Genomic DNA, 26,126 nt, shown 5'->3' with positions numbered 1-26,126 from the left:
TCATCCCCGCGCTCTCTTTCGTCATCCCCGCCTGCGCGGGGATGACGGGGTTCGCTGAATGAGTCCTCGGCCTGGGTTTCCGTGTCATGGTCACCTTCGCCTCGTCCGGAAAGGCCATAGCCATCCGGGCGATAGCGTTACCAGCGCTTGACCTGTATATCCTTCCCGACAACGCTGACAAAAAATAGCGAGAGAGGGAATCATGCACGTCCGCCGTCACGCCTTCACGGCGCCGTTGATCGCACTGGGCATCGCTCTCGCGGCCGCGGCCCCCGCCGCCGCACAGGACCAGCCCCGGCCCTGGATGGATGCCGGCCTCGCTCCCGATGCGCGGGTGAAGGCAGTGCTCGCACAGATGAGCGAGGACGAGAAGCTGACGCTGGTCTTCGGCTATTTCGGCACCGATTTCGCGCCGAAGAACGGCTACAAGGCCCCCGCGGAAGCGCGGCAGGGCTCGGCCGGCTATGTGCCGGGCATTCCCCGGCTGGGCATCCCCGCCCAGTGGCAGACCGATGCCGGCATCGGCGTGGCCACCCAGGGCGGCGCGGCGCGAAAGCGCGGACGGACCGCCCTGCCCTCGGGCCTCGCCACCGCCGCGAGCTGGGACGTCGACCTCGCCCATGCCGGCGGCGCGATGATCGGTGCGGAGGCGCGCGCGTCGGGCTTCAACGTGATGCTCGCCGGCGGCGTCAACCTGATGCGCGAACCCCGCAACGGCCGGAACTTCGAATATGGCGGCGAGGACCCGTTGCTCGCCGGCACGATGGTGGGCGCGCAGATCGCCGGCATCCAGTCCAACCACATCATCTCCACCGTGAAACACTATGCGGTGAACGATCAGGAAACCGATCGCGACACCGGCAACTCGATCATCGACCAGGGCGCGGCGCGGACCAGCGACCTGCTCGCCTTCCAGATCGCGATCGAGAAGGGCGATCCGGGTTCGGTGATGTGCGCATACAACCGAGTGAACGGCATCCATGCCTGCGAACACCCCTGGCTGCTGACTGACGTGCTGCGCCGCGACTGGGGCTATAAGGGCTATGTGATGTCGGACTGGGGGGCGACGCACTCCACCGCGCCGGCCGCGAATGCCGGGCTCGACCAGGATTCGGGCTTCCCGTTCGACAAGGAGCCCTATTTCGGCGCGCCGCTGAAGGCGGCGGTGGCGAAGGGCGAGGTTTCGGCCGCGCGGCTCGATGCGATGGCGGGCGCGATCCTGCATGCGATGTTCGCCAACGGGCTGTTCGAAAGGCCGATCGCCGAGGCGCCGATGGACCTGGCCCCCGCGATGCTCGCCACCCATGCCGAAGCGACTCGCCGGGATGCCGAGGGCGGCGCGGTCCTGCTCAAGAACCGGGGCGCGATCCTGCCGCTCTCGCCCACGGCAAGGAAGATCGTCGTGATCGGCGGGCGCGCCGATAGGGGCGTGCTGGCGGGCAGCGGCTCGTCGCTGGTCTATCCGGTGGGCGGCAATGCCGTGCCCGGCCTGAAGCCGGCGACCTGGCCGGGGCCGGTGATGTACTATCCCGATGCGCCGCTCGCGGCGATCAGGGCGCAGGCGCCCAATGCCGAGATCCTGTTCGCCGATGGCGGCAATGCCGGCAGCGCTGCGAAGCTCGCCCGGGATGCGGATGTCGCGATCGTCTTCGCCACGCAATGGGCGGGCGAGGCGTTCGACGTGTCGCTCACGCTCGAGGACGGCCAGGACAAGCTGATCGCGGCCGTGGCCAAGGCCAATCCGCGAACGGTGGTGGTGCTCGAGACCGGCGGACCGGTGCTGACACCATGGCGCGACCAGGTCGCCGCCATCCTCGCCGCGTGGTATCCGGGCACCCAGGGCGGCAACGCGATCGCCAACCTGCTGTTCGGCAAGGAAAATCCTTCAGGCCATCTGCCGGTCAGCTTCCCGGCGAGCCTCGACCAGCTGGCCAAGCCCGCCGCGCCCAACAAGGGCGACACGACCTATGGCGAAGGCGCGACGGTGGGCTATAAATGGTATGACGCCAAGGGGCTGACGCCCGCCTTCGCCTTCGGGCACGGGCTCAGCTACACCACGTTCGCCTATTCGGGGCTGCGCGCGCGCGCCGATGGCGGAACGGTCTCGGCCAGCTTCACCGTGCGCAACACCGGCAAGGTGAAGGGCAAGGCCGTGCCGCAGCTCTATGTCGCCGGCGCCGGCTGGGAGGCCCCGAAGCGGCTGGGCGCCTTCGACAAGATCGCGCTGGCGCCGGGCGAAGCGAAGCAGGTTTCGCTCAAGATCGATCCGCGCCTGCTCGCGACATGGGACGCGGCGGGCAATGGCTGGAAGATCGCGGGCGGGACGGTGCAAGTGATGCTGGCCACCTCGGCCAAGGATATCGTCGCGACGGTGCCGGTGACGCTCGAGGCGCGAACGATCGCGGTGGGGTGGCGACCCTAGGCCATAATCGTCGCCTGGATGACGGCTGCGGTGCGCGACCGCGGTCAAAGGGTCAATCGCCGCCCTTCCCGCGCGCTTTCCCGCGCCATCTCCATGATCCGCAGCCCCAGCACCGCGTCCTCGCCGCTGACCGGCACGGGCGCTCCCTCGGTGATCGCCCTGGCGATGCCGGCATAATAGCCGCGATAGTCGCCGGTTTCGGTCGGCACGATCTCGCTGCCGCCATCGGCGCGCGTGAGGGTGCCGTGGAATTGCGGCTCCTCGTCGCCCATGGCGGGATCGGTGTAGCGGGCGCCATCCTTCACCCGCGCCTCCTGCGGATCGAGGCCGTGCTTGGCGAAATCGGCCCGGGTGCCGTGCAGCCAGAAGCGCGGACGCGGCGTGACGAACAGGCGGCCGGCCGAAAGCGTCACCCGGCGCGGGCCATGGAACAGGGTGATCTCGAAATAATCGTCGGTGCGTCCGCCCTGGCGCTGGACCGCGAGATCGGCCTGGAGCGCCTCCGGTACGCCGAAGAGCTGAAGCGCCTGGTCGATCAGATGCGGACCGAGATCGGCGAGGATGCCGGCCCCCGCTCCGGGATCTTCCTTCCAGGCCTGGGCAAGCGCGGGGCGGAACCGGTCCCAACGCAGCTCGGCCAGCATCACCTCGCCCAGCACGCCGCTGTCCAGCAGCTTGCGGACGGTGCGGAAATCGCCGTCCCAGCGGCGATTGTGGAAGGCGCTGACCAGCAGGCCCTTCGCCTTGGCGAGCGCGACCAGCGCTTCGCCGTCGGCAAGGCTGGTCGCGAAGGGCTTGTCGATCACGACATGCTTGCCGGCCTCCAGCGCCCGGCGCGCAAGCGGGGCGTGGGTGTCGTTGGGCGTGGTGATCACGACCAGCCGGATGTCGGGATCGGCAAGCAGCGCCTCCGGCGTGGTGACGGGCACGTCGGGATGGCGCTCATGCACCAGGTCGGCGCGCGAAGTGGCGATGGCGGCGAGTTCCAGCGCCGGCACGGCGGCCACCAGGGGCGCATGGAAGGCCATGCCGCCCAGGCCATAGCCAATCACTCCGGTGCGGATCATGCGACGCTCCCTCTATCCTGCTGCCACCGCCCCTTAGGGCCAGGCAGGCGGCCGCGGGAAGAAAAAGCGTGACCCCGGCCGTCAGCCGGGATCACGGAGGGGACCTCTTCAGATCGCGTATTTCGCCCGCTGCGGCCGGTTGAGCATCGCATTGGCCGCATCGTCGCCGATGAACCGCTCCGACACGGGATCCCATTTGAGCCGCCGCCCGGTCTTCATCGCGATGTGATGGAGCAGGCAGGTCGAGCAGGCACGGTGGCCGATCTCGGCGGGCGCGCTGACCGGCACGCCCTTCAGGATCGCGTCCAGCCAGTTCCGATGTTGCTCGGGCGCCTTGTAGAGCCGGACCTCGTTCGGGCCGATCACGCTGTCGAGGATTCCCGGATCGCTCGCGGTCAGCGGCACGTCGGCAGGCTTGGAGGGATCGGAGGAGGAGACGGCGCCCGTGCGCTGGACGAAGACCCAGCCCTTGTCGCCGATGAACTTCACGCCATTGGGCAGCGCGCCCGAGATCGTCATCGTCACGCCATTGGCATAGCGGGCATGCGTCTCGAACGGGCCGTGCACGTTCCATAGCCCGGACTTGGGGAATTCGGCACTGCCCCAGATCTCGACCGGGCCGCTATGCTCCATGTCCATGCCCCAATGGGCGATGTCGACGTGATGGGCGCCCCAGCCGGTGATCATGCCGGCGCCGAACTGCTCCATGCGGAGCCAGCCGGGCCGATCCTCGAAGCTGTTCTGCGGGTGGACGCGGGTCTCGGTATAATAGACTTCGGGCGTGGTCCCCAGCCAGGCGTCGTAATCGAGGTTGGACGGAATCGGCATCCGCGGCGCTTCCGGTCCGGAGGGATCGCCGGGCAGGCCGATCTCCACATGCTTCAGCCTGCCGATCCGGCCGTTGCGGACCAGCTCGCAGGCGCGGTGGAATTGCGGCCAGGGGTCCTGTCCACGCTGCTGCGACCCGATCTGGAGGATCCTGCCGGATTGCTTGACCTCGTCCGCCATCCGCCGCCCCTCGGCGATGGTGAGCGAGGCGGGCTTCTGGAGATAGACGTGCTTGCCCGCCCGCACCGCATGCACGGCAAGCGGGGCGTGCTGGTGATCGGGCGTGGAGATCAGCACCGCGTCGATGTCCTTCGCGGCAAGCAGTTCGCGATAATCGGAATGGCCGCGCGTGCCCGAATAGGGTTTGCCGGTGCTTGCGGCATAGCGATCGTCGACCAGCTGCATGCCGGCGCCGAGCCGCTTGGTATCGACATCGCACACCGCGACGATCTGGGCATCGGCGTGCTTGTGGATCTCCTTCATGTCGTGGACCCTGCTGATCCGGCCGACGCCGATCGCGCCGATCGTCACCCGGTTCGACGGCGCGTTCCGGCCGAACACGCTGGACGGCACGATCATCGGCGCCGCGATGGCCCCGAGCGTCTGGCGTCTGGAAAGCCGCATGCCCCTCTCCTTCCCTGGTTCAGGCCGAAACCGGCCGCGTGGCGTTCTTCTGCGCGGTGAGCACCAGTTCGGCCGCGAGCAGCGCCTGGTCCTGATCCTGTGCGACGCTGCTGCGCTCGACGACATCGGCGATGAACTGCGGGCCGAAGGGGAGATGGACCTTGGAGCAATCCATGTACTGCACGCCCTGCCTGTCGCAGATCAGCAGATGGTTGCCGCCGGGCCGGCCGGCGATGTCGACATATTTGCGCAGCTCGATATAGCCCTCGGTGCCGAGGATGAAGAGCCGGCCATCGCCCCAGGTCGGCAGCCCGTCGGGCGTGAACCAGTCGACCCGGACATAGCCGGTGCCGCCGTCGCCGGTGAGCATCATGTCGCCGAAATCCTCGAAGTCCGGCTTGCCCGGCCACTTCACGTTGCCGGTCTGCGCGGCGACGACATGCGCGGTCTTCGAGCCCGTATAGAACAGGAACTGATCGGCCTGGTGGCTGCCGATATCGGTGAGGATGCCGCCATAGCGCGCCTTGTCCCAGAACCAGTCCGGACGACCCGAGCCAATGCGGTGCGGCGCGAGGTTGACGGTCTGGATCACCTTGCCGATCCGGCCCTGCCGCACGAGTTCGCCCGCCTGGACGGCGGCGCGCACCTCGAGCCGTTCGGAATACATGATCGCGAACTTGCGGCCGGTTTCCTTGATCGTACGGCGGACTTCGGCAAGCTGGTCGAGGCTGGTGATCGCCGGCTTGTCGCCGAGATAGTCCTTGCCCGCCTTCATCGCCCGGATGCCGAGGGGCGCGCGGAGATCGGGGATCGGCGCGCCGGCGATCAGCCCGATCGTCTTGTCGCCGAGGATCTCGTCCTCGCTGCGGGCCAGCTTCACGGCATTGCCGTAGCGCTTGCGGAAGGCATCGATCTGCCTCGGGTCCGTGGCGTGGAACGCCTTGAGCACGCCGCCGCCGCGGATCATCGCGTCGGTCATCGAATAGATGTGCGCATGATCGAGGCCGATCACCCCGAAATCGACCTTGTGCCGCACGCCCGGCTCGGGGCCGACGGGCGCGGCATTCTCGGACGGGGCGTTGCCCGAGCTCTGCGACTGGGCGAGAACTTCGGGCGGCAGCATCGCGGCGATGCCTGCAATGCCGAGGATCGAACGACGGTCCATTCTGGTGAAGCTCCCTGTCACTGTGCCGGCGTGGCGGCGGTCTTCCAGTTGATGACATGATAGGTGGCCGGGATCCCGCCCACATTGCGCAACGCATGTGGCGCATTCGACGCATTGAAGATCACCGAGCCGGGCCCGAGCCGCTCCCATTTGCCACCCGAGAGCGCTTCGACCGTCCCCTTGTCGATGATCACGAGTTCCTCGTTCGGATGCTGGTGCGGCGGGTGCGAGGACAGGCCCGGGTTGAGCGTGGTGACGTGCATCTCGAGCTCGGCCAGCGTCGCGGTGGGCTGGCGGACGAGAGTGCGCAGCGCGCCGACATCGGTCTTCCGCACGGCCAGCCGGTCCCAGTTCCACACCGCCGGCCCGAGCACATCCTGCCGCTGCGCCAGGGCGCTGGCGCCCCAGCCGAGCAGCACCGCGACCGCCGCGACGGCCAGATCCCTTTGCGTGATTCGCATCGCCACTCTCCTCGCCCGCGCGATCGCTCGCCGCGTCGGACGGGAGGGTGTTATCTGCAATTGTCCGAGTTTTGAACCCTATTTTTCGAATATCGCGGCGGCGCCGCCATGCGCGGCGAGATCGAGCGTCAGCGCCTCTCCCTCCACCACCCGCCTCTCAGTGAGGACCGGGGCGTCGGGCTTGTCGCCGTCGGCCCACAATCGCATCGTCGCACCCCGCCGGCCGAGGAAATCGAGCAGCACGGTGATCTTGCGCGCGGTCTCGCTGTTCAGCGCGCCGAGGAACCAGCTCGCGCCCTTGCGGCGGGCAAGGACGATATATTCCCCCGTCTCCCCGGCCAGGTAGCGCGTCTCGTCCCAGCTCGTCGGCACCGCCTTGATGAAATCGAAGCCGGCGGGGCTGGCGGCATAGGTGTCCGGACTGTCGGACACCGCGGCGACCGGCGACAGAAAGGCGACGTACAGCGCCAGGCCATGCGCGCGCGTCGTCTGGACGAAGGGCAGGTCGCCGCGGATGCGGAAGGCCTCGGGCGTCACGTTGCGGAAGCCGCCCGGCGTATAGTCCATCGGGCCGATCAGGCCGCGGGTGAAGGCGAGCATGACGTTGTGGCGCGACGTCACCCGGCGCGACCATTTATTGTACTCGGCGCCCATCACGCCTTCCTGCGTCATGAAATTGGGCCAGGTGCGCGCGAGCCCGCGCGGCGGATAGGCGCCGTGGAAGTCGACCATGATGTGATGGCGCGCGGCCGCCGCCAGCGTGCGCGCATACCAATTGACCATCCACTGGTCGTCACGGTCCATGAAATCGACCTTGATCCCGGCGATGCCGAGCTTCTCATATTCGGCGAGCGCGTCTTCCTGCTGCTCGTCCAGCGCCTGCCAGTGCATCCAGAGCCAGAGGCGGACCTTCTTCGATCTGGCATAGTCGACCACTTCGCGCAGGTTGAGCGCGTCGGTCCATTTGGTGATGTCGACGCCCGGCCGGCGCACCCCGCCCCCGCCGGCCCCCGCATACCAGCCCTCGTCGATCATCGTATAGGGCAGGCCATTGTCGGCGGCGAAGTCGATCAGCGCCTTGGCGACCGCGGTGGTGCTGCGCTGGCCGGGGAGCGCCGCGATCACGGGGCCGCTCCACCAGTCCCAGCTCGTCAGGCCGGGCCGTATCCAGCCCGTATCCTCGATCCGGCTCGGACTGGAGAGGTCGAGGACCAGCGTCGACTCGTTGAGCTTGCCCAGCTGGTCCGCCAGCATAACCACGCGCCACGGCGTGACGATCGGGCTGCCGATCCGCGTGTGCACGGCGATGCGATAATCGTCGAGCGAGGGCGAGAGCTTGACCTGCAGCCCGGGCCCGCCGTCACCGCGCCCGGTGAGGTACATGCCGGCAAAGTCGAGCAGGTCCGCCTCGGTCAGCGCGAAGGCGGCCTTGCCGGTCTCGCAGGCGAAGGGCAGGCTGAAGAGGTTGTGATCGCGCAGGCGCGGCACGTCGACGGGGTCGAACTCCCCTTCGTGGCTGGAGCCGAACTTGCCGACGTTGAAGCCCCAGCATTTGTAGGTCGGCGGGAAATAGAAGCCGGTGCGCTCGTAGCGGACGATCGCGGCCGCTGTCTGCGGCTGGACGGGCACCACGGTGCGAAAGGCGACGCCGTCGTCATAGGCGCGCAGCACCACGTCCATCCGGCGCTTCGCCCCGCCCTTCTCCTGGAAATGCACGGTGAGCTGGTTGTAATGGTCGCGCCCTTCGGCGGCATTGCCGGCGACGATCGGATAGCGGGCGTCGGCGCTGGCGGTCTCCGACCCGGTGATCGCCAGGCCATAGCCGAGCGTATCGGCATCGAGGTCGAGCAGGATCGGCGACGGCGCGAGCACCAGGCCGCCGCCGCGCGACACCGCATAGACCGGCGTGCCCGAACCGTTCAGCTGGAGCGAGATGCGGTTGCTGCCGTCGGGCGACACCGCGGTGAGGACCTGCGCGCCGGCAGGCGCCGCGACGAGCAGCGCCAGCGCCGCAAGGAACGCCCTCACGCCTTGTGCGCCTTCAGCACCGGGGCGAGCACGCTCTCCATCGCGGCAAAGCCCTGCGCGGTCGGATGAACGCCGTCAAAGGCCATGCCGGGCTTCATCGCGCCCGTTTCGGTGGCCAGCACGCCGGTATAGTCGATGAAGGTCGCGCGGGCGCGGCGGGCATAGTTCTGCAGGAAGAGGTTGGTCAGCCGGATCGGCTCGACCGGGTTCACCCCCGGCCGCCAGGGGAAACGATCCGCCGGCGGCACCGCGCCGAGCAGCACCGCGATGCCGTGCGCCTGGGCGAGCTCGGTCATCGCCTGGAGATTGTCGCAGCTCTGCTGGACCGTGATCTTGCCGGTGTTGCCGGCAACGTCGTTGGTGCCCGCCATGATGTGGACGAGGCGCGGGCGCAGCCGGATCACGTCGGCCATCATGCGGAGCACCATCTGCGGCGTGGTCTGCCCGCCGATGCCGCGGCCGATGCGCCCGGGGGTGAAGAAGCCGGGCCGGCTGTCGGCCCAGATCTGGGTGATCGAATCGCCCATGAAGACGATGTCGACCTTTCGGCCCGAGGCGATCAGCTTTTCGTTGTCGGCGGCATAATGGCCGAGCCAGGGCCAGTCCTCCTTCAACTGGCGCTGGCGCTTCTCGTCCCCGCTCTCCTGCATCTTGGCGGCACAGGCGGCAGGAATGAGCAAGGTCCCGGCAAGGAACCCACGACGGACCATCGACATCACGGCGCCTCCAGCATCGTACGGACGGCGCCGACACTAGCGCCCGGCCGGCCCCGGCGGAAGCGCCCCGGAACGGGACAGGTTTTCAGAACAAGAGCCCGCAAGTTCCCGCAGACAGGGCCGTTTAGGGGGTTGGCCCGGCATTGTGCGCGGATGACGGGACCGCGTTGGACGGCGTTACGCGCACCAGTTCGTTCCTTGCCGCCGGAGGGGGATCCTCCCCCGAGTCCGGCGGCAAGCGAACGGCCTTCTCAGTGCACGGACGCAGTCTCGCCCTCGGCCCGGACCACGGGGGCGCGGCCGGCGGCGAGCGCGAACGCGCACAGCGCGACATAGCAGCCCGCGGGCAGGATCAGCGCGAAGCCATAGCCATGCGCGCCCGAGACGAGGCCGACGAGCAGGGGGAGGACGGCGCCGCCGACGATGGCGGTGCAGAGGAGGCCCGAGGTCGATTCGGCGCTGGCGGTGGAGCGTTCGAGCGTGAGAGTGAAGATGACGGGGAACATGATCGAGTTGAACAGGCCGATGCTGAGCGCGACGAAGCCGGCGGTGACGCCGCCGACCGCGAAGACGTAGAGGCACATGGCGGCGGCGATGGCGGTGAACAGCGCGAGCAGTCGGTGCGCCTTGACCCTGGTGAGCAGGAGCGAGCCGACGAGGCGGCCGACCATCGCGCCGCCCCAATAGAAGGCGACGGCCTTGCCGGCTTCCTGGAGCGAGACGCCCGGGATGCCGTCGCTGCCCATCGCATAGCCGAGCAGCGGCACGCCGAAGGCGGCATCCGAATGGCCCCAGATCGCATCCGAATTGAGGAACAGCGCCATCTGCGTGCCGATCGACACCTCGGCCCCGACATAGAGGAAGATCGCAAGCCCGCCGAGCAGCGCCCATTTGGACGAGAAGGCCGAGAGCAGCCCCGCAGTCGATGCCGGCGGCGGCGCGGCTTCGGTGACGACACGGCGGCTGAGCCAGAAGAACACCGCGAGCGCGGCGATCAGGCCGCAGATCCAGAAATAGGCGGAATCGATGCCGGCCAGCGCCTGCGCGCGGATTTCCGGCGTGATCGCCGTGCCCTCCTTCACCTCGACGCCCTTCAGGAACAGGTGCGCGCCGAGCAGCGGGCCGAGAAAGGTGCCGACCGAGTTGAAGGTCTGGCTGAGCACGAGGCGGAAATGGCTGCCCCTGGGATCGCCCAGCGCTGCGGCGAGCGGGTTGGCCGCCACCTGCAGGATGGTGATGCCGCTCGCCAGGACGAACAGGCCGAGCAGCACCAGCCAGTAGTTCGCCACATTCGCTGCCGCGAGCATGATCAGGCAGCCCGCGATCATGGTGCAGAGCGCGGCCAGGATCGAAGGCACTGCCTTCAGCCGCCCGACCAGCGCCGCCGCCGGGAACGAGACGACGCAATAGGCGAAGAAGAACGCGAATGCGCTCGCCTGGGCCTGGAAATCCGTCAGCGTGAAGATGCCCTTCACCGCGGCCACCAGCGGGTCGACCAGCGAGGTGATGAAGCCCCAGGCGAAGAAAAGCGTGGTGACGGCGGCGAAGGCCAGCGTCGTCTGCGTGGAACGTGCGGATGCCAAGATATCTCTCCCCTGCGGACGTCGCCCGCTTCTTCCCCTGGCGGGCGTTTATCGGAAACTGGTCCGACAACGTTGCCAATGTCAAGGCACGTCGTCGCATCGTGTAAATTCGACGCTCGCCACGTGCGCCCGGTTTGGCTTAATAGCAGGTGGCGATTCAGGTCGCCCGGCCTCAGGGCGGCCGCGGAGGAGATTTGCGAGTGACCAAAGTGTTTTCGGGCCGGGTGGCCCGCCGGGCCGCATGGACTGCGGCGCTTGCCGGGATAGCGGCGCCCGTCGTCGCGCAACAGGTCGCTCCCGCGCCGCAGACCACGCCGACCCCCACGCTCCAGGCGGTGCCCGTGCCGCCGTTCGTCCCCAATCCGCCGGTGGTGCTGCCGGTGCTTACGGCGGCGCAGGCGGCCGAACTCGCGCCGATCCTCAACGAGGCCGGCTTCGCCCAGGGCCTGCGCCGGGTCGGCGATCCCGCGCCCGGCTTCAAGGACAGCGAGACGCTGGTGCGGGCGGCGCTCGACTATGCCCGCGCGGTCCATTCGGGCCGCCTGGCCGAAAGCGACTTCGACCCGAACTGGGGCCTGCGCCCCGCCGCCTATGATCCCCTGCCCGCCTTTGCCGAGGCCGTGAAGCAGAACCGCGTCGGCGCCTGGCTGCGCGACCTGCCCCCGCCCTGGGCCGGCTATGACACGCTGCAGAAGGGCCTCGCCACCTATCGCAAGATCGTGGCGGCCGGCGGCTGGCAGAAGCTCGCCGCGGGGCCGGACCTCGCGGTGGGCGCGAGCGGCGCGCGCGTGGCAGCGCTGCGCAAGCGGCTGGCGGTGGAGGATCCGCAGGCGATCGCCACCGGCGACAAGTTCGACGCCGAGCTGAAGGACGCGGTGGTGCGCGCCCAGCGCCGCTACGGGCTCAACCCCACCGGCGTGGTCTCGTCGGGCACGCTTGCCGCGCTCAACGTGCCGGCGCAGGACCGGGTTGGCCAGATCATGGCGAACATGGAGCGCTGGCGCTGGCTGCCGAGCGAGCTGCCCGCCAAGCGCATCCAGGTGAACATCGCCGCCGCCGTGCTCACCGTGTTCGAGGGCGATGCCCCGATCGCGTCGATGAAGGCCGTCACCGGCCGCCCCGGCAACGAGACGCCGATGCTCCAGTCGAAGATCCACTCGATCGTGCTCAATCCGCCCTGGAACGTGCCCACCGGCATCGCCGCCAAGGAACTGTGGCCCAAGGGCGAGGCCGCGCTGAAGGCGCAGGGCTACAAGATCATCGGCACCGGCGCGAACCGCCGCCTGCAGCAGCAGCCCGGCCCGAAGAGCGCGCTCGGCCGCTACAAGTTCGACTTCCCGAACAATTATGCCGTGTATCTGCACGACACCCCGTCGCAATCGACTTTCGCCAGCTTCAGCCGGCTGGCCAGCCATGGTTGCGTGCGGCTTGAGAAGCCGGGCCCATTGGCGCAACTGCTGCTGCGCAACGATCCGAACTGGCAGCCCGACCAGATCAACGCCGCGCTCGCCAAGGGCGACACGCTGCGCGTGACTCTGCAGGAGCAGGACCAGGTCTCGGTCTATCTGCTCTACTGGACCGCCTTCGCCAATGCGAACGGCACGATGAACTTCCGCGGTGATCCCTATGGCTGGGACAAGGATCTCGCAGCAAAGATCGAGAAACGCTCCGCGATTACGGCTGCCGCCGTTTCCGCACGTTGAGAAAAGGGGAAATGACCGAAATGAAGACCCGTACCCTCGCACTGATCGCCGTTGCCGGCCTGGCGCTCGCCGCCTGCTCGGGCAGCAAGCCGGAAGACACGAGCGCGAACGAGACCATCGTCGCGAATATCGGCGAGCCCGAGACGTTCACCAACGTCACGATCGACCAGCCGGTCGAGACGCCGGCAGTGACCAACGTCGCCACCAATCCGCCGCCGGTCGCCGACCTCTCCCCCGATGCGCAGACCCAGGACGACGCCGACGCGACGGGCATGACCGCCAAGGTCGACCGCAATTCGAGCGCGGGCGAGCCGGCGCACTGAGCGACAGGAAGGGCGGGTGCCGCCGGTGCCCGCCCCTCATTGTCGTCCACCGCCGCCCTCGCCCTTGCGGGGATGACGGAAGCGAATATGCGGCCCCGGCCTAGTCCTGCGTCCGGATGCAGAGCGACACCGCGCCGCCGGCCAGCGTGCCGAGCGCGAGGATCAGCAGCCACAGCGTATAGCCGGTCTTCTCCGGCGCCAGCGCCAGCGCCAGCAGCGGCGCGACCATCGCCGGCAGGGTGTTGGTGAGGTTGAGGATGCCCAGGTCGCGGCCGCGATGCCCCGGATTGGGCAGCAGCTGCATCGCGATCGCCGAATGGATCGCCAGGAACACGCTGAGCCCCGACAGCGCCAGCGCATGCCCCGCCGCCGCCACGCCCCAATTGCCCGCGAACGCCATGACGCCGAGCCCCGCCGCCATCGCCAGCGCTCCGGCGGCGAGGAAGGGCTTGCGCCGCATCATTCGATCCGAAAGGCGCCCCGCCAGCACCGTCAGCAGCACCGCGACGATGGTGGAACCGGTCATCGTCGCGACGATCGGATTGGCCTCCACGCTGGTCTTGCTGATGTCCTCCCGGTCCAGCACCGAGAGGAAATAGTAGAAGCCATAGGTGGACAGGCCATTGCCGGCGACCTGGAACAGGATGCGCGAGGCCCAGGCGAGGATGAAATCGAAACGGCGGAGCTCGCGCTGCGGCCCGGGCGGCGGCGGCGGCAGGGCGGCGCCTTCGCGGGCGAGGAGCAGGAACGGCGCGGTGAGCCCGACGAACAACAGGCAGAGCAGCGCATAGCGCATGGCATCGCCGCCCAGCCCGGGCAGCGTGATCAGCACCGCCGACATCGCGCCGATCGGATGCGAGACACCGGTGAGGCCGGCGACCATGCCCTTCTGCGCATCCGGTATCTCGTCCGCCATCACCGCGGCGATCGGCGCGAACATCATGTTGATCCCGATCTGGATGCAGGCGACGGCGAACAACAGGCTCACTGGATCGGCCGCGACCAGCAACAGGCCATAGGAGGCGCTGAGCACCCCCAGCCCCATCGTCACCCAGGGCCGCCGGGTGCCGCGCAACCGCCGCGTGCGGTCGCTCAGCGCGCCGAACAGGATATTGGCGAAGCTGGCCACCGCCGCGCCGCCCAGCGCGCCGGCGCTGAGGAGCTGCACCGCATGGCCGCCCCCCGCCTGCGCCGCCTTCAACGGCAACAGCACCATGACGAACGGCATGAAGCTGACGAACATGCCCGCATAGGCCAGCGCATAGAGCAGGATGAAACCGCGGCCGGGCGAGACGAAGCTGCGCATGGACGGCGGAGCATCGCCGCCGGCCGGAGCCAAGTCAACGCCGCGGCGGCGCGGTAGAGGCACGGACGACGAAATCGAAGGGAAGCAGGAAGCGGCCATTGCCGGGCGGGTCGCCGCGGGTCTTGCTTTCGATCAGCAGCTCGGCGGCCTTGGCCGTCATCGCCGCGATCGGCTGGCGGATCGCAGTGAGCGCGGGCACGCTCATCCGCACTGTCGGCGTATCGTCGAAGCTCACCACCGAGAGATCGCCGGGAACCGACAGGCCGAGCGGCCCGGCGGCATGGAGTACGCCCAGCGCCATTTCGTCGCTGCTCGCGAGCACCGCGCTGGGCGGCGATTCGAGCGCGGCGAGCGTGTTGAGCGCCGCGATCCCGGCTTCGTAGGTGAAATCGCCGGGCTGGAGATAGGCGGGATCCACGCGCAGCCCGCGCGCCTCGATCGCATCGGTGAAACCGCGCAGGCGATCCGGGCTCATCGCATATTCGGGATGCCCCTGGACATAGGCGATGCGCGTATGGCCAAGGTCGAGCAGATGCTCGGTCGCGCGGCGCGCTGCCGCCTCGTCGTCCATGTACACTGCAAAGCCCTCGCCTTCGCGGTGCGAGCCCAGCCGCGCGAAGATTAGGCCGCCCTGGTGGAGGAGATCGGTGATCCGGTCGTCCTCGCTGTGCGGCGGCGTCAGGATCACGCCATCGGGGTGAAGCGCGGAGAGCGCGGCCCGGACCTGTGCCTCGAGCTGGTCGGAATGCGAATCCACCAGCTCGAACAGCATGCGATAACCATGCTCGGCGCATTTGAGCATGCCGCCATAGAGCATCTGGTCGACCCAGTCGTTGCCGCGCCGCGACTGCCAGCCCTCGAGTGTCGGCCGCTCGTCGTTGAAGGCGAGGATCAGATAGGAACGCGAGCCGCCCAGCCGCCGCGCGGCGAGGCTGGGGACATAGCCCAGCTTGTCGATCGCCGCCCGCACCCGATCCTGAACCGGCGCAGTGACGTTGGGGCCCTTGTTGATGACGCGGCTCACCGTCTGCAGCGAGACTCCCGCCTCGGCCGCCACGTCCTTGATCGTGATCGCGCGTTTCTTCTGCATCAGACCCCGGCCATGACGGGACGGGTCAGATCCACCTTCTCGGCACGGCAATGTGCGTCGATGAACTGCTGCTGGGTCGGCAGTTGCCGGACGAAGCCGGCAAGCTGCTCGCGCGCCTTGTCGAGCCCCGCATAGAGCATCGCCTCGTCGATCCGGTCGACCAGCGGGTGGTAGGTGCGCGGGCGAATGCCCATGCCCTCCAGCACGGAGAACCAGCTGACCGAGCGGAACAGCTCGTCGAGCCCCTCGCGAAGCGTGCCGTTGCTGCGAAACAGCTCCACCCGTTCCTTCAGGCTGTCCGGCCAGTCCATGTCGCGGCATTTGCGCCAGAAGGGCGTGTCGTCGCGCGCGGTGGTGCAATAATGGAGCACGATGAAGTCGCGGATCTCGGTATAGTCCGCCACCATGCGGCGGTTATATTCGTCCGCCAGCGCCGGATCGCAGTGGCGATCGGGCAGGAAGCGGAAGAAGAAGTCCATCCCGCGATAGATCAGGTGGATCGCCGTCGATTCCAGCGGCTCGATGAAGCCCGAGGACAGGCCGATCGCCAGCACGTTGCGATGCCAGATCTTCTCGCGCACGCCGGTCCTGAACGGCACCACCATCGGCCCGGCGACCACTTCGCCCTCCACCTTCTCCAGCAGGATTCGCGTCGCCTCCTCGTCGCTCATGAACTCCGAGGAATAGACATGGCCGTTGCCCGTGCGGTGCTGGAGCGGGATGCGCCAGCGCCAGCCGGCGTCCTGCGCCTCGGCCAGCGTATAGGGGCGCGGCGGACCGACATTCTCCGTCTGCGCGGCGATCGCGCGGTCGCAGAACAGATAGTTCGACCAGTCGGTATAGCCGCTGCCGAGCGCCTTCTCGATCAGCAGCGCCCGGAAGCCGGAGCAATCGATGAAGAAGTCGGCGTCGATCGTGCGACCGTCCTTGAGCGTCAGCGTCGAGACGAAGCCGCGAGCGTCGAGCGCGACATCGGTGACGATCCCTTCGGTACGCTTCACGCCGCGCGCCTCGGCATGGCCGCGCAGGAACTGGGCGACGCGCTTGGCATCGACGTGCAGCGCATAGGATGCGCCGGCGATCGGCGTGTTCCGCGCCTTGAACGGCAGCATGAAGCGCCCCGCATGCGCCATCACCGTGGCGGGCGCGAAATCCTGGAGCGGGAAATCATGCCCCGCAAGCGTCGCCTTGCGCCAGCATTGGTAGAAGTCGCTGAGCTCCACGCGCTGGCCGACATCGCCGAACGGGTGGAAATAGCTCTCGTCCTTGCGAAACCAGTCCTTGAACTCGATGCCGAGCTTGAAGCTCGCCTGGACCTGGCGGACAAAGTCCTGCTCGTCGATGTCGAGCTTGGCGATCAGCTCCATGAAGGGCGGGATCGTGCTTTCCCCCACGCCGATCGTGCCGATATCGTCGCTTTCCACCAGCTCGATCTCGAACAGCCTGCCCTTCATGTGATGCGCCATCACCGCAGCGGCGATCCAGCCGGCAGTGCCGCCGCCGACGATGCAGACCTTGCGCAGTGCGTCCGGATTGTTCATGCGGATGTCCTCATGGGCTCGGCAGCGGCGCCATCGACCGTCGCGAGGAATTCGGAATGGGTGGGCGTATCGGCGACGGTACGGGCGATGGCGGCGCGCATCTGCTCCAGCCCCTGCGCGAGTTCGTCCGTGCCGACCGCGGCGACGCCGGGATCGAGCCGCTCGGGCAGATGCTCGAACCCGCCATAGATGGCCAGCCAGGATGCGGGCGAGAACATCTCCCAGCGATAGCGCAGGAAGGCGCCCCGCGCGCGCCAAAGCTCCAGCTTGGCGGCCAGGCTGTCCGGGAGCGTCATCTCGCGACAGGCCTGCCAGAACGGGCCGTCGCGCGTGCTCAGATGGTAATGGAGGAGGATGAAGTCGCGAACGCGCTCCATCTCCTCGGCGGACTGGGCGTTGTATTCGGCGATCACCGCCGGATCGAAGCCCTTGTCGGGGAAGAGCTGCTTCAGCCGCTCGATGCCGGTCTCGATCAGCGCGATGCTGGTCGATTCCAACGGCTCCAGAAATCCCGAGGCCAGGCCGAGCGAGACGCAGTTCCTCGCCCATGCGACTTCGCGCCGGCCCGGCGTGAAGCGCAGGCGGCGCGGCTCCATGGTCGGCGCGCCGGGGATGTTGGCGAGCAGTTCGGCCCGCGCCTCGTCGTCGCCCTGGAAATCGCTCGCGAAGACGAGGCCGTTGCCTTCGCGGCTGCGCAGCGGGATGCGCCATTGCCAGCCGGCAGTGCGCGCGGTGACGGTGGTGCAGCTGGGCGGCTCGCCCACCCGCTCGCTCTGCACCGCAAAGGCGCCGTCGCACAGCAGCCAGTGCGACCAGTCGCGATAGGGCGTGCCCAGCGCCTCGCCGATCAGCAGGCCGCGAAAGCCCGAGCAATCGACGAACAGGTCGCCCGCTACGCGCTCGCCGCTGTCGAGCGTCACCGCTTCGATGAAACCGGTCTCGCCGTGGAGCGTCACATCGGTGATGCGCGCATCGATGCGCGCCACCCCCGCACGCTCGGCATAGGCGCGCATGTGCGCAGCGAAACGTGCGGCGTCGAAATGGAGCGCCCAGTCGAACACCGAGAGCTGGCTGGGCGGATTGGGCAGCGGCACGCTGGCATGGCCTTCGCGTGCGAGCATCGCGCCCAGCGAATATTCCTCCAGCGGCGCGGCGCGGCCGGCCTGGCGCGCCTTCTGCCAATATTGGTGGAAGTCGATGCCGCGCAGGTCCTGCCCGAAGCGGCCAAAGGGGTGGACGAAGCTGGTGCCGGGCTTCCAGTCGACGAAGCGGATGCCGAGCTTGGCGGTCGCCTCGCAGGCGCGCATCACTTCGGCATCGGTCATGCCGAGCGCGGCGTAGAAGCGGCGAATGGTGGGGATCGTCGCCTCGCCGACGCCGATCGTCCCGATCTCCGAGCTTTCGATCAGGGTGATCCGGGTGCCCGCCCCCGCCAGATATGCGCCCAGCGCGGCCGCCGCCATCCACCCGGCGGTGCCCCCGCCGACGATGACGACACGCTCGATCGCGCCGCTGGCCATGCCCCCATGCTTCATCGTGTCATTCTGATCGTCCCGGCCTCGGGTCCGCAAGCGAAACCGCGCCGATCCTGCTCCCGGGGAAAAATGAGCCGGCGGCCCGGGAAGACCGCCGGCCCAGGAGGGTTGGCTCTTAGAAACGGTAGCGCACGCCCACCGAGTAACGCGGCTCGAAACGGTTCTGCGAATGGAACTGCTTCGAATCCTTGTCGAACTGGAAGTAATAGCGTTCGCGTTCGCCCAGCAGGTTCGAGACGTTGCCGTAGATCGCGAACTGGCTGTTGATGTTCGCGGTCAGGTTCACGTCGACATAGTTGCTCGTGTCCTGCATCACCGGGATGTTGCGCTGGTCGGTGATGTCCGGATCCGGGTTCACATCATAGCCCAGGCCCATGTTCGCAAGGCGCGGCGTGCGGTGGTTCCACGCGACGCGGACCTGGAAGATGTGGTCCTGATACCAACCGACCAGGTTGATCTGGTGCTTGGAATTATCCTGGAAAGGCAGCTTCTTGCCATCGAGACCTCGTGCCGACTGCGAGGAGTCGGAGAAGGTGTAGTTGGCGTCGATGCCGAAGTTGCGCAGGAACGGCACGTTCGGGAACAGGTCGGTAAAGGCCAGCTTGGCGCCCGCTTCCACGCCCTGCAGGTTGCCGCCTGCGCCCTGGATCGGCTGCGTCACCGGCACCGTGCGGCGGATCACGCCGTCGGCATCCGGATAGCGGCCGATCATCTGCGTCGCGGTAGTCACGAAGCTGTCGATGTTGAGCTTGAACAGGCCGATGTTGAGCATCGAGGCGCGGCCCAGATAATATTCCAGGCTGAGATCGTAATTGTTCGAGCGCCACGGGTTCAGATAGGGGTTGCCGCTCGCATTCGCGCTCGTCACCTGGCGGACGCCGAGCGGCGCCGCAGTCGGGTTCGTCGGGTTCGGCCCCTGCGAATCCGCGGTGTTGATCTTCAGGCCGCCGCCATAATTGCCGAGATCCAGCGGGATCATCGTCTTGGCGAAGGCCGCGCGGATGCGGATATTGTCGGTGACGTCGTAGGACAGGGTCACCGTCGGCAGCCAGTCGGTATAGCTGCGACGGGTTACGCTGTCGCCGACGTCGAGGTTGGTGTCGCCATAGGCCCGGGTATCGCCGGTCAGGTTCTGCTTCACGTCGATGCTGGTCTTGATGACCTTCACGCCGATATCGGCCTTGAACCCTCCGCGCTTCCAGTTGGTGTTGATGTAGGCGCTCTCCTCGATCAGGTCGACGTCATAGGTGTTGCCCGGGACGATGACTTCGTCGGCACCGCCGAACACGCGCGTCATGAACGACTTGATGTCGTCGAAGTCCTTGGGATTGACCACCCACATGCCCGGCATGCCGTTGACCACGCCGCCCCAGTTCGTCTGGAAATAGACGTTGTTATAGGCATTCAGCTTGGTCGGCCGGTTGACGGTATAGCCCTGGAAGCAGGTCGGCGTGTTGGCCGCCGATGCGCCGCAGTTCGAAGGCGAAGTCGCCAGCGGCAGCCCCGCATTGTAGCCCGGGTTCGACACCATCTCGCCCGCCGAGCATTGCGGGTTGTCCATCACCACGTCGATCGCCTTCCACTGCGCCGAGCAGCCCGCGGCGGTGGCGGCGCCGTTGCCGCCATAGAAGTTCGAGAACAGGTGGAAGTTCTTGATCTGGGTCGAGCGATCCGAGCGGCGCACGCCCACGTCGACGCGGTTCAGCAGGCCGAACAGGCCGCCGCCCTGGAACTCGTAGCTGCCATCGGCGCGGAACACGCCGAGATCCGACGTATTCTCCTGATTGCCCTCGGACGAGAAGGCCGCGACGGCATAGCTGTCGAGATTGGCCATATAGTCCTTGAGCGACTTGCCGGCGCCCAGCCCGCCCGAGATCGGCGTGTCGAAGCCGCTCAGCACCGGGTTCTGCCCGCGCAGGTCGAGGTGCAGCAGCGGATCCTGGCCATAGCCCAGCGGGTTCGGGTCGATGTAGCGGCCGCCGTTCGCGCCGACCACGTTGTTGGTATAGCGCGAGGCCGGATATTGCGCCGCGATGTTCGCCGGATAGAAGGGCCCGCGCGTCAGGTCGTTCGGATTGCGGAACAGCGTGAACGCCCGGTTGCCCGCGCGCCAGTTGCTCAGGTCGCCCTGCACCTGCCCGTTCATGCTGCGCAGCTTCGCATCCGAGCGCAGCGCCCGCGCCGTGAACTTGAACGGACCGCCCGTATCATAGTCGAGTTCCAGGTTGTAGTTGGTCGACTTCTCGCGAGCGGTGCGGTTCACCGAGAAGGAATTGAACCACCACACATTGAGGTCATATTGGTCGACGTCGAGCCAGGGCTGCTGGTTCGCACCGATCTGGCCCGTGGAGGTCGACTGGGTCGGCGTCGTCCAGGTCAGGCCGTTCCAGCGGTTCGAGATGTTCACGCCCGCCGCCCGGTTATGCTCGACCAGCTCGGTGTGGAAGACTTCGCCGGTCAGCGTCCAGCCCTCGGCGAACTTCAGCTGCACCGCGCCGTTGATGCCGAAGCGGTTGCGCTCCACTTCGCGGCTGAACAGCTCATAGCCGTGCGGCGCGATCCAGTTGGGGCCCGTGCCGCCCCAGTCGTTGTTGCCGAACGGGCTGCCGCCGATACCGGCATAGTTGTTGCCGAGATGGGCCTTGCTCTGCGTGGCGCCGACCATCACGCCGATCGTGTCGTTACGCCAGCTCAGCAGGCCGCTGATCAGATAGTCGTTCTTCTTGGTATAGTCGCCACGCGAATATTCGACCTGGTTGGCCAGGGTCAGGCCGTTCTTCAGGTCGAACGGACGGCGGGTGCGCAGGTCGACGGTACCGGAGATGCCCGACAGCGCGTTGCGCAGGTCCTGCGACTTGTAGACCACCACTGCATTCATCAGCTGCGCGGGGATGTCGTTCAGGTTCGGCTGCGCGGTGCCGAGATTGCCCGGGCTCAGATACTGCTCGCCGTTGAGCAGCGTGATCACCTGGGGCAGGCCGCGGATGTTGACGCTCGAACCCTCGCCGGCGTCGCGCTTGATCTGCACGCCCGAGATGCGCTGCAGCGCGTCCACCACGGTGACGTCGGGCAGCTTGCCGATGTCCTCCGAGGAGATCGCATCGACGATCGCGGTCTCGTTGCGCTTGATGTTGATCGCCTTGGCCTGCGACGCGCGGATGCCGGTGACGACGATCTCCTCACCCTGATCGGCCCCCGCATCCTGCGGCGCGACCGCGTCCTGGGCCCATGCCGGCGCGACCAGGGCGGTCGATGCCAGCAAGCCGGCCATCAAACTGGATAGTCCCTTCATTCCCATTGTCCTCCCACTCTGTTCTGCACCCCGACGCATCTACGCGCGCCTCACCCGGTGCTGTCGTCTCAGGGCGCCAGCCGGCGCTCCTGCAAATCCGCCGCGCCCGTGAGCACCGGTTGGCCGGCGTCCCGCGCGATCGCGACACGATAGGTTCCCGCCGCCACGCGCCATCCGGGCTGCGCGACGTCATAGTCCGCGACGATGCGCGGCTCGGCGATCAGGGTGATCCGGCGCGTCTCGCCGGGCTTGAGCGTCACGCGCTCGAAGCCGGCCAGGCGCAGCGGGCGGCGGCCCGTGGCCGGCGTCACATAGAGTTGCGGCACATCGGCCCCTTCGCGCTTGCCGCGATTGGTCACGTCGAAGCTGACCTTGAGTGCCTCGCCCCCCTCCACCGTGAGGTTCGCATAGCCGAAGCGCGTGTAGCTGAGGCCATAGCCGAAGGGGAAAGCCGGGCGATGGCCCTGGCGGGCATACCAGCGATAGCCGACGTCCGAACCTTCGCGATACTCGACCGCGAAGGGCTTGATCGCCCGCGCATCCTGTCCGCGATCGGGCAAGGCCTTGACCTGGTCGAAGCCGGGCACCGCGGGGCGCGGCGCCTGGTCGATCGCGGCGGGGAAAGTGATCGGCAGGCGCCCCGAAGGATTGACCTCGCCGAACAGCACCCGCGCCACCGCTTCGCCGCCACGCTGGCCCGGATACCAGGCGGCGAGCACCGCCGGCACCTTGTCGAGCCAGGGCATCAGCACCGGGCCCCCGGTGTTGAGCACCACGGCGGTGCGCGGATTGGCGGCGGCGACTGCGGCGATCACTGCATTCTGGTTGCCGGCCAGGTCGATCGTCTCGGGGTCCTCGGCCTCGGTGGTCCATTGCGTCGCCCAGACGATCGCCAGATCCGCGTTCCTCGCCGCCGCGGCGGCAGCTTCGGGGTTGCTGCCATCGACGAAATCGACGCGCGCCCTGGGGGCCAGCGCACGGATCGCCGCGAGCGGCGACGACGCGTGCCAGGTCACGCGCACGAACGACGCGGCCGGGCCGTCCTTGAGGGGTATCTCGATCGGTGCGCCGCCGACCGAGCGGACCTGCGACGAGCCGCCGCCCGAAAGCACGCCGACATCGGCATGGCCGCCGATCAGGACGATGCGCTTCGCCGTCCGGGCGAGCGGCAATATGTCCCTGTCGTTCTTGAGCAGCACGATCCCCGCCTCGGCGGCGCGCTGCGCGACTTCGGCGTTCCGCGCATGGTCGATCGGCTGCGGCGCATCGACCACCGGCGCGTCCATCACCCCGGTGGCGAACATGCCGTTCAGGACGCGGCGGGCCATGTCGTCCAGCCGCGCCATCGGCAGCGCGCCGCTCGCCACTGCCTGTTTCAGGTCGGCGCGGAAAAAGGAATGCGTGTCGAGCTCGCCGCCCGATTGCTGGTCCAGCCCGTTGCGCGCGGCCTTCACGGTGGAATGCACCGCCCCCCAATCGGACATCACCCAACCCGGATAGGCCCAGTCCTGCTTGAGCACGGTATTGAGCAGGAAGTCGTTCTCGCAGGCGAAGTCGCCATTGACGGACATATAGGCGCACATCACCGAGCCCGGCTTGCCGCGCTCGATCGCGAGCTGGAAGGCGAGCAGGTCGCTTTCCCGCAACGCCGCCTCGCCGATCCGCGCGTCCATCACGAAGCGGCCGGTCTCCTGTGCGTTCAGGGCGAAATGCTTGATCGTCGAGACGATGTGGTTCGACTGGATGCCCTTGATCGATTCCCCGGCGATCACGCCGGCGAGCAGCGGGTCCTCGCCCAGATATTCGAAGTTGCGGCCGCCCCAGGGATCGCGCGTCAGGTTGATGCCGCCCGCCAGCATGACGTTGAAGCGCTTGGCCCGCGCCTCGCCGCCGATCATCGCGCCGCTCTCATAGGCGAGCTTGGGATCGAAGCTCGCGGCCAGCGCCAGGCCCGAAGGCAGTGCGGTTGCGGTATCCCCCTTGCGCTGCTCGACCTGGTTGGCGACGCCCAGGCTGGCATCGGTCTCGCGCAGCGCCGGAATGCCCAGGCGCGGAATCGCCGCCTGCTGGCCGGCCGAGGGGATCATGTCGCTCGGTGCCGCCGGATCCTTCGCCAGCGGCGGGAACCAAGTATAGACGAGACCCAGCTTCTCCTCGAGCGTCATCGCCGCAAGCAGCGCCTCCGCGCGCGCCGCCGCCGGCAGCCTGGCATCGGCCCAGGGGCGCGCGGCGGGATCCGCGGACGGGCGGGCTTCGTTCGAGGGTGCGGCGGGAGCGACGGGATCCTGCGCGTGCGCGCCCGTCATCGTCCCGGCAAGCGCGGTGGTGGCGAGCAACGCCATGGAGCGCGCCACGTGCCGCAGGCTGATCAGCATTACCCTCTCCCCTTCGGCGCGTGCAACGGCGCCGCGCATGCCCGAAGGCATGCCAGTTCATCCGATCCAACCTGGGGGAGCTTTTCCGACAACGCTGTCGGTTTCAGCGACGGAACGCGCCGACAGCGCAGCATGGCGCGCACGGCAGCCTGTTCCAACACCCCTCTATCGTTTACGGAGTCTTTTGCTCCGATCCGATGGTTAGAGCATAGATTGAGAGCGTTCTCAAGAACGTTCTCAATTTTGTTTCATCGCGGCTGTGGGGGGCTTGGGCAGGCTATGGATTCCCGCCTGCGCGGGAAGGACGAAAGCGGAACGGGACATCGGCTGGCCCCCGCGGCGGCGCCGTGCATCGGGCACCCCGATGCGCGAGAATTTGCCTGGATCGTTGTTCGCGCTAGAACCCCGAGGAACAGGGCATGACCCGACCGTCTCAGGGCACGCGCCAGCTTCAAGGGGAGCAGAGGCCGATATGCATGGACCAGGCGATTTCGAACTCTCGCGGCGCGGCGTCTTGATCGGCGGCGCGGCATCGGTGGCGGCCAGCGCCGCGCCTCCCGCCGCCGGAGCGCGAGCGGTGGCCTCGGCAGGCACCGGGGCGCCGGTAATGGCCAAGGTCGGCTTCACGGTGAACGGCAAGCCGCACACCCTGGAGCTCGACACGCGCACCACCCTGCTCGACGCGCTGCGCGAGCATCTCCGCCTGACCGGCACCAAGAAGGGCTGCGACCATGGCCAGTGCGGCGCCTGCACGGTGATCGTCGATGGGCGGCGGATCAATTCCTGCCTCAGCCTCGCGGTGATGCACGAAGGCGATGCGATCACCACCATCGAGGGGTTGGGCACGCCCGACAGCCTGCATCCGATGCAGGCTGCCTTCGTCAAGCATGACGGCTATCAATGCGGCTATTGCACGCCGGGCCAGATCTGCTCGGCGGTTGCGATGCTCGACGAGATCCGCGCGGGCATCCCCAGCCACGCGACCGGCGACATTGCGGGCAAGCCGGCGATGAGCGGCGACGAGATCCGCGAGCGGATGAGCGGCAACCTCTGCCGCTGCGGCGCCTATTCCAACATCGTCGAGGCGATCGCCGAAGTCGCCGCCCGGAGGAAGGCATGAAGGCGTTCAGCTATCAGCGCGCCGGCTCGCCGGCCGAGGCCGCTGCGATCGTCGGCCGCACCCAGGGCGCCCGCTTCATCGCGGGCGGCACCAATTTGCTCGACCTGATGAAGCTGCAGATCGAGACGCCGACCCATCTGGTCGACGTCAACCATCTGGGGCTCGACCGGATCGAGGCGACGACAGAGGGCGGGCTGCGCATCGGCGCGCTGGTGCGCAACACCGATCTCGCCGCCGACGGGCGCGTCCGCAAGGACTATGCCCTGCTCTCCCGCGCGCTCGTCGCGGGCGCGTCGGGCCAGCTGCGCAACAAGGCGACAACGGCGGGCAACCTGCTGCAGCGCACCCGCTGCCCTTATTTCTACGACACCAACCAGCCCTGCAACAAGCGCAGCCCCGGCAGCGGCTGCGCGGCGATCGGCGGGGTGAATCGCGGCCTTGGCGTGATCGGCACCAGCGAAGCGTGCATCGCCACCCATCCGAGCGACATGGCGGTGGCGATGCGCGCGCTCGACGCAGTGGTGGAGACGGTACGCGCCGACGGCACCGCCCGCGCCATCCCCATCGCCGAATTCCACACGCTGCCGGGCGACACGCCGAACGTCGAGAACCCGCTTGCGCCGGGCGAGCTGATCACCGCGGTGACTCTCCCCCGGCCGGTCGGCGGCACGCACATCTATCACAAGGTGCGCGACCGGGCTTCCTATGCCTTCGCGCTCGTCTCGGTGGGCGCGATCCTCCAGAAGGACGGCACCGGCCGGGTCGCGTTCGGCGGTGTCGCACCCCGGCCATGGCGCGTCGAGGCGGCGGAGGCCGAAATGCCGCGCGGCGCTCGCGCCGTGGCGGCAGCAGTCCTTGCGGGCGCCACGCCCACCGAGCAGAACCGGTTCAAGCTGGTGCTGGCCGAACGCACGCTCGCCGCCGCCATTGCCGAAGCGAGGGGCTGA

The 26,126-nt window shown here is 68.0% G+C and carries 18 protein-coding genes; 5 read left to right on the top strand and 13 right to left on the bottom strand.

Annotated features, from left to right (window positions below; genetic code table 11):
- Positions 1-202 precede the first annotated feature (202 nt).
- The gene (locus BGP17_RS02395) at positions 203-2,422 is read left to right on the top strand and encodes a beta-glucosidase family protein (RefSeq protein ID WP_286710890.1); all 2,220 of its coding nucleotides are present in this window, start codon (positions 203-205) and stop codon (positions 2,420-2,422) included.
- 44 nt (positions 2,423-2,466) lie between these two features.
- Here BGP17_RS02395 and BGP17_RS02390 read toward each other — a convergent pair whose 3' ends face one another.
- From BGP17_RS02390 to BGP17_RS02360, 7 genes are all read right to left on the bottom strand, one after another.
- On the bottom strand, positions 2,467-3,489 hold the full coding sequence (locus BGP17_RS02390; RefSeq protein WP_286710889.1) for an oxidoreductase: 1,023 nt from the start codon (positions 3,487-3,489) through the stop codon (positions 2,467-2,469).
- A gap of 108 nt (positions 3,490-3,597) precedes the next feature.
- Entirely contained in the window at positions 3,598-4,941 is a 1,344-nt protein-coding gene (locus BGP17_RS02385) for a Gfo/Idh/MocA family protein (protein WP_286710888.1), read from the bottom strand.
- Between the two features lie 19 nt (positions 4,942-4,960).
- Positions 4,961-6,106: a Gfo/Idh/MocA family protein gene (locus BGP17_RS02380; protein ID WP_286710887.1), complete on the bottom strand. Its 1,146-nt coding sequence runs from the start codon at positions 6,104-6,106 to the stop codon at positions 4,961-4,963.
- Between the two features lie 17 nt (positions 6,107-6,123).
- Positions 6,124-6,567: a cupin domain-containing protein gene (locus BGP17_RS02375; protein ID WP_286710886.1), complete on the bottom strand. Its 444-nt coding sequence runs from the start codon at positions 6,565-6,567 to the stop codon at positions 6,124-6,126.
- Positions 6,568-6,645: 78 nt separating this feature from the next.
- Positions 6,646-8,595 carry a glycoside hydrolase family 97 protein gene (locus tag BGP17_RS02370; protein ID WP_286710885.1) on the bottom strand — a complete coding sequence of 650 codons (1,950 nt, stop codon included), beginning with the start codon at positions 8,593-8,595 and terminating at the stop codon, positions 6,646-6,648.
- Entirely contained in the window at positions 8,592-9,311 is a 720-nt protein-coding gene (locus BGP17_RS02365) for a GDSL-type esterase/lipase family protein (protein WP_286710884.1), read from the bottom strand. The genes BGP17_RS02370 and BGP17_RS02365 overlap by 4 nt, the downstream gene beginning before the upstream one ends.
- A 251-nt stretch (positions 9,312-9,562) precedes the next feature.
- Positions 9,563-10,894 (bottom strand): MFS transporter, encoded by a 1,332-nt coding sequence (locus tag BGP17_RS02360; RefSeq protein ID WP_286710883.1) that lies wholly within the window; start codon positions 10,892-10,894, stop codon positions 9,563-9,565.
- Positions 10,895-11,094: 200 nt separating this feature from the next.
- On the opposite strand from BGP17_RS02360, the gene BGP17_RS02355 reads away from it, so the two are divergent.
- Together BGP17_RS02355 and BGP17_RS02350 are read left to right on the top strand one after the other, a co-directional pair.
- Positions 11,095-12,597: a L,D-transpeptidase family protein gene (locus BGP17_RS02355; RefSeq protein ID WP_286710882.1), complete on the top strand. Its 1,503-nt coding sequence runs from the start codon at positions 11,095-11,097 to the stop codon at positions 12,595-12,597.
- Between the two features lie 20 nt (positions 12,598-12,617).
- The gene (locus tag BGP17_RS02350; protein WP_167299208.1) at positions 12,618-12,920 is read left to right on the top strand and encodes a hypothetical protein; all 303 of its coding nucleotides are present in this window, start codon (positions 12,618-12,620) and stop codon (positions 12,918-12,920) included.
- Between the two features lie 100 nt (positions 12,921-13,020).
- Here BGP17_RS02350 and BGP17_RS02345 read toward each other — a convergent pair whose 3' ends face one another.
- The 6 genes from BGP17_RS02345 to BGP17_RS02320 form a co-directional block, all read right to left on the bottom strand.
- Positions 13,021-14,226, bottom strand: coding sequence for an MFS transporter (locus tag BGP17_RS02345; RefSeq protein WP_286710881.1), 1,206 nt, complete (start codon positions 14,224-14,226; stop codon positions 13,021-13,023).
- A gap of 34 nt (positions 14,227-14,260) precedes the next feature.
- Positions 14,261-15,316 (bottom strand): LacI family DNA-binding transcriptional regulator, encoded by a 1,056-nt coding sequence (locus BGP17_RS02340; protein WP_286710880.1) that lies wholly within the window; start codon positions 15,314-15,316, stop codon positions 14,261-14,263.
- Positions 15,316-16,857 carry a tryptophan halogenase family protein gene (locus tag BGP17_RS02335; protein ID WP_286710879.1) on the bottom strand — a complete coding sequence of 514 codons (1,542 nt, stop codon included), beginning with the start codon at positions 16,855-16,857 and terminating at the stop codon, positions 15,316-15,318. Before BGP17_RS02335 ends, BGP17_RS02340 begins: the two co-directional genes overlap by 1 nt.
- Positions 16,854-18,392: a tryptophan halogenase family protein gene (locus BGP17_RS02330; protein WP_286710878.1), complete on the bottom strand. Its 1,539-nt coding sequence runs from the start codon at positions 18,390-18,392 to the stop codon at positions 16,854-16,856. The genes BGP17_RS02335 and BGP17_RS02330 overlap by 4 nt, the downstream gene beginning before the upstream one ends.
- Positions 18,393-18,507: 115 nt before the next feature.
- Positions 18,508-21,663, bottom strand: coding sequence for a TonB-dependent receptor domain-containing protein (locus tag BGP17_RS02325; RefSeq protein WP_286710877.1), 3,156 nt, complete (start codon positions 21,661-21,663; stop codon positions 18,508-18,510).
- A gap of 89 nt (positions 21,664-21,752) precedes the next feature.
- Complete coding sequence (locus BGP17_RS02320; protein ID WP_286710876.1) at positions 21,753-24,059, bottom strand: beta-glucosidase; 2,307 nt, start codon at positions 24,057-24,059, stop codon at positions 21,753-21,755.
- Between the two features lie 472 nt (positions 24,060-24,531).
- Here BGP17_RS02320 and paoA point away from each other — a divergent pair, with 472 nt between their 5' ends.
- Both paoA and BGP17_RS02310 read left to right on the top strand, forming a co-directional pair.
- Entirely contained in the window at positions 24,532-25,179 is a 648-nt protein-coding gene (gene paoA / locus BGP17_RS02315; RefSeq protein WP_286710875.1) for an aldehyde dehydrogenase iron-sulfur subunit PaoA, read from the top strand.
- Positions 25,176-26,126 carry an FAD binding domain-containing protein gene (locus BGP17_RS02310; protein WP_167299213.1) on the top strand — a complete coding sequence of 317 codons (951 nt, stop codon included), beginning with the start codon at positions 25,176-25,178 and terminating at the stop codon, positions 26,124-26,126. The genes paoA and BGP17_RS02310 overlap by 4 nt, the downstream gene beginning before the upstream one ends.

The sequence above is a fragment of the Sphingomonas sp. 67-41 genome, from assembly GCF_001899725.1.
Lineage (GTDB): Bacteria > Pseudomonadota > Alphaproteobacteria > Sphingomonadales > Sphingomonadaceae > Sphingomonas > Sphingomonas leidyi.
Note: the sequence above shows the minus strand (reverse complement) of the source record. Positions and strands in the feature narration are given on the sequence as shown.

Excerpts from the sequence above, each read along its gene's own strand:
- BGP17_RS02395 (WP_286710890.1), top strand. The coding sequence starts at position 203 with ATGCACGTCCGCCGTCACGCCTTCACGGCGCCGTTGATCGCACTGGGC.
- BGP17_RS02390 (WP_286710889.1), bottom strand. The coding sequence starts at position 3,489 with ATGATCCGCACCGGAGTGATTGGCTATGGCCTGGGCGGCATGGCCTTC.
- BGP17_RS02385 (WP_286710888.1), bottom strand. The coding sequence starts at position 4,941 with ATGCGGCTTTCCAGACGCCAGACGCTCGGGGCCATCGCGGCGCCGATG.
- BGP17_RS02380 (WP_286710887.1), bottom strand. The coding sequence starts at position 6,106 with ATGGACCGTCGTTCGATCCTCGGCATTGCAGGCATCGCCGCGATGCTG.
- BGP17_RS02375 (WP_286710886.1), bottom strand. The coding sequence starts at position 6,567 with ATGCGAATCACGCAAAGGGATCTGGCCGTCGCGGCGGTCGCGGTGCTG.
- BGP17_RS02365 (WP_286710884.1), bottom strand. The coding sequence starts at position 9,311 with ATGTCGATGGTCCGTCGTGGGTTCCTTGCCGGGACCTTGCTCATTCCT.
- BGP17_RS02350 (WP_167299208.1), top strand. The coding sequence starts at position 12,618 with ATGAAGACCCGTACCCTCGCACTGATCGCCGTTGCCGGCCTGGCGCTC.
- BGP17_RS02345 (WP_286710881.1), bottom strand. The coding sequence starts at position 14,226 with ATGCGCAGCTTCGTCTCGCCCGGCCGCGGTTTCATCCTGCTCTATGCG.
- BGP17_RS02340 (WP_286710880.1), bottom strand. The coding sequence starts at position 15,316 with ATGCAGAAGAAACGCGCGATCACGATCAAGGACGTGGCGGCCGAGGCG.
- BGP17_RS02335 (WP_286710879.1), bottom strand. The coding sequence starts at position 16,857 with ATGAACAATCCGGACGCACTGCGCAAGGTCTGCATCGTCGGCGGCGGC.
- BGP17_RS02330 (WP_286710878.1), bottom strand. The coding sequence starts at position 18,392 with ATGAAGCATGGGGGCATGGCCAGCGGCGCGATCGAGCGTGTCGTCATC.
- BGP17_RS02325 (WP_286710877.1), bottom strand. The coding sequence starts at position 21,663 with ATGGCCGGCTTGCTGGCATCGACCGCCCTGGTCGCGCCGGCATGGGCC.
- BGP17_RS02320 (WP_286710876.1), bottom strand. The coding sequence starts at position 24,059 with ATGCTGATCAGCCTGCGGCACGTGGCGCGCTCCATGGCGTTGCTCGCC.
- paoA (WP_286710875.1), top strand. The coding sequence starts at position 24,532 with ATGCATGGACCAGGCGATTTCGAACTCTCGCGGCGCGGCGTCTTGATC.
- BGP17_RS02310 (WP_167299213.1), top strand. The coding sequence starts at position 25,176 with ATGAAGGCGTTCAGCTATCAGCGCGCCGGCTCGCCGGCCGAGGCCGCT.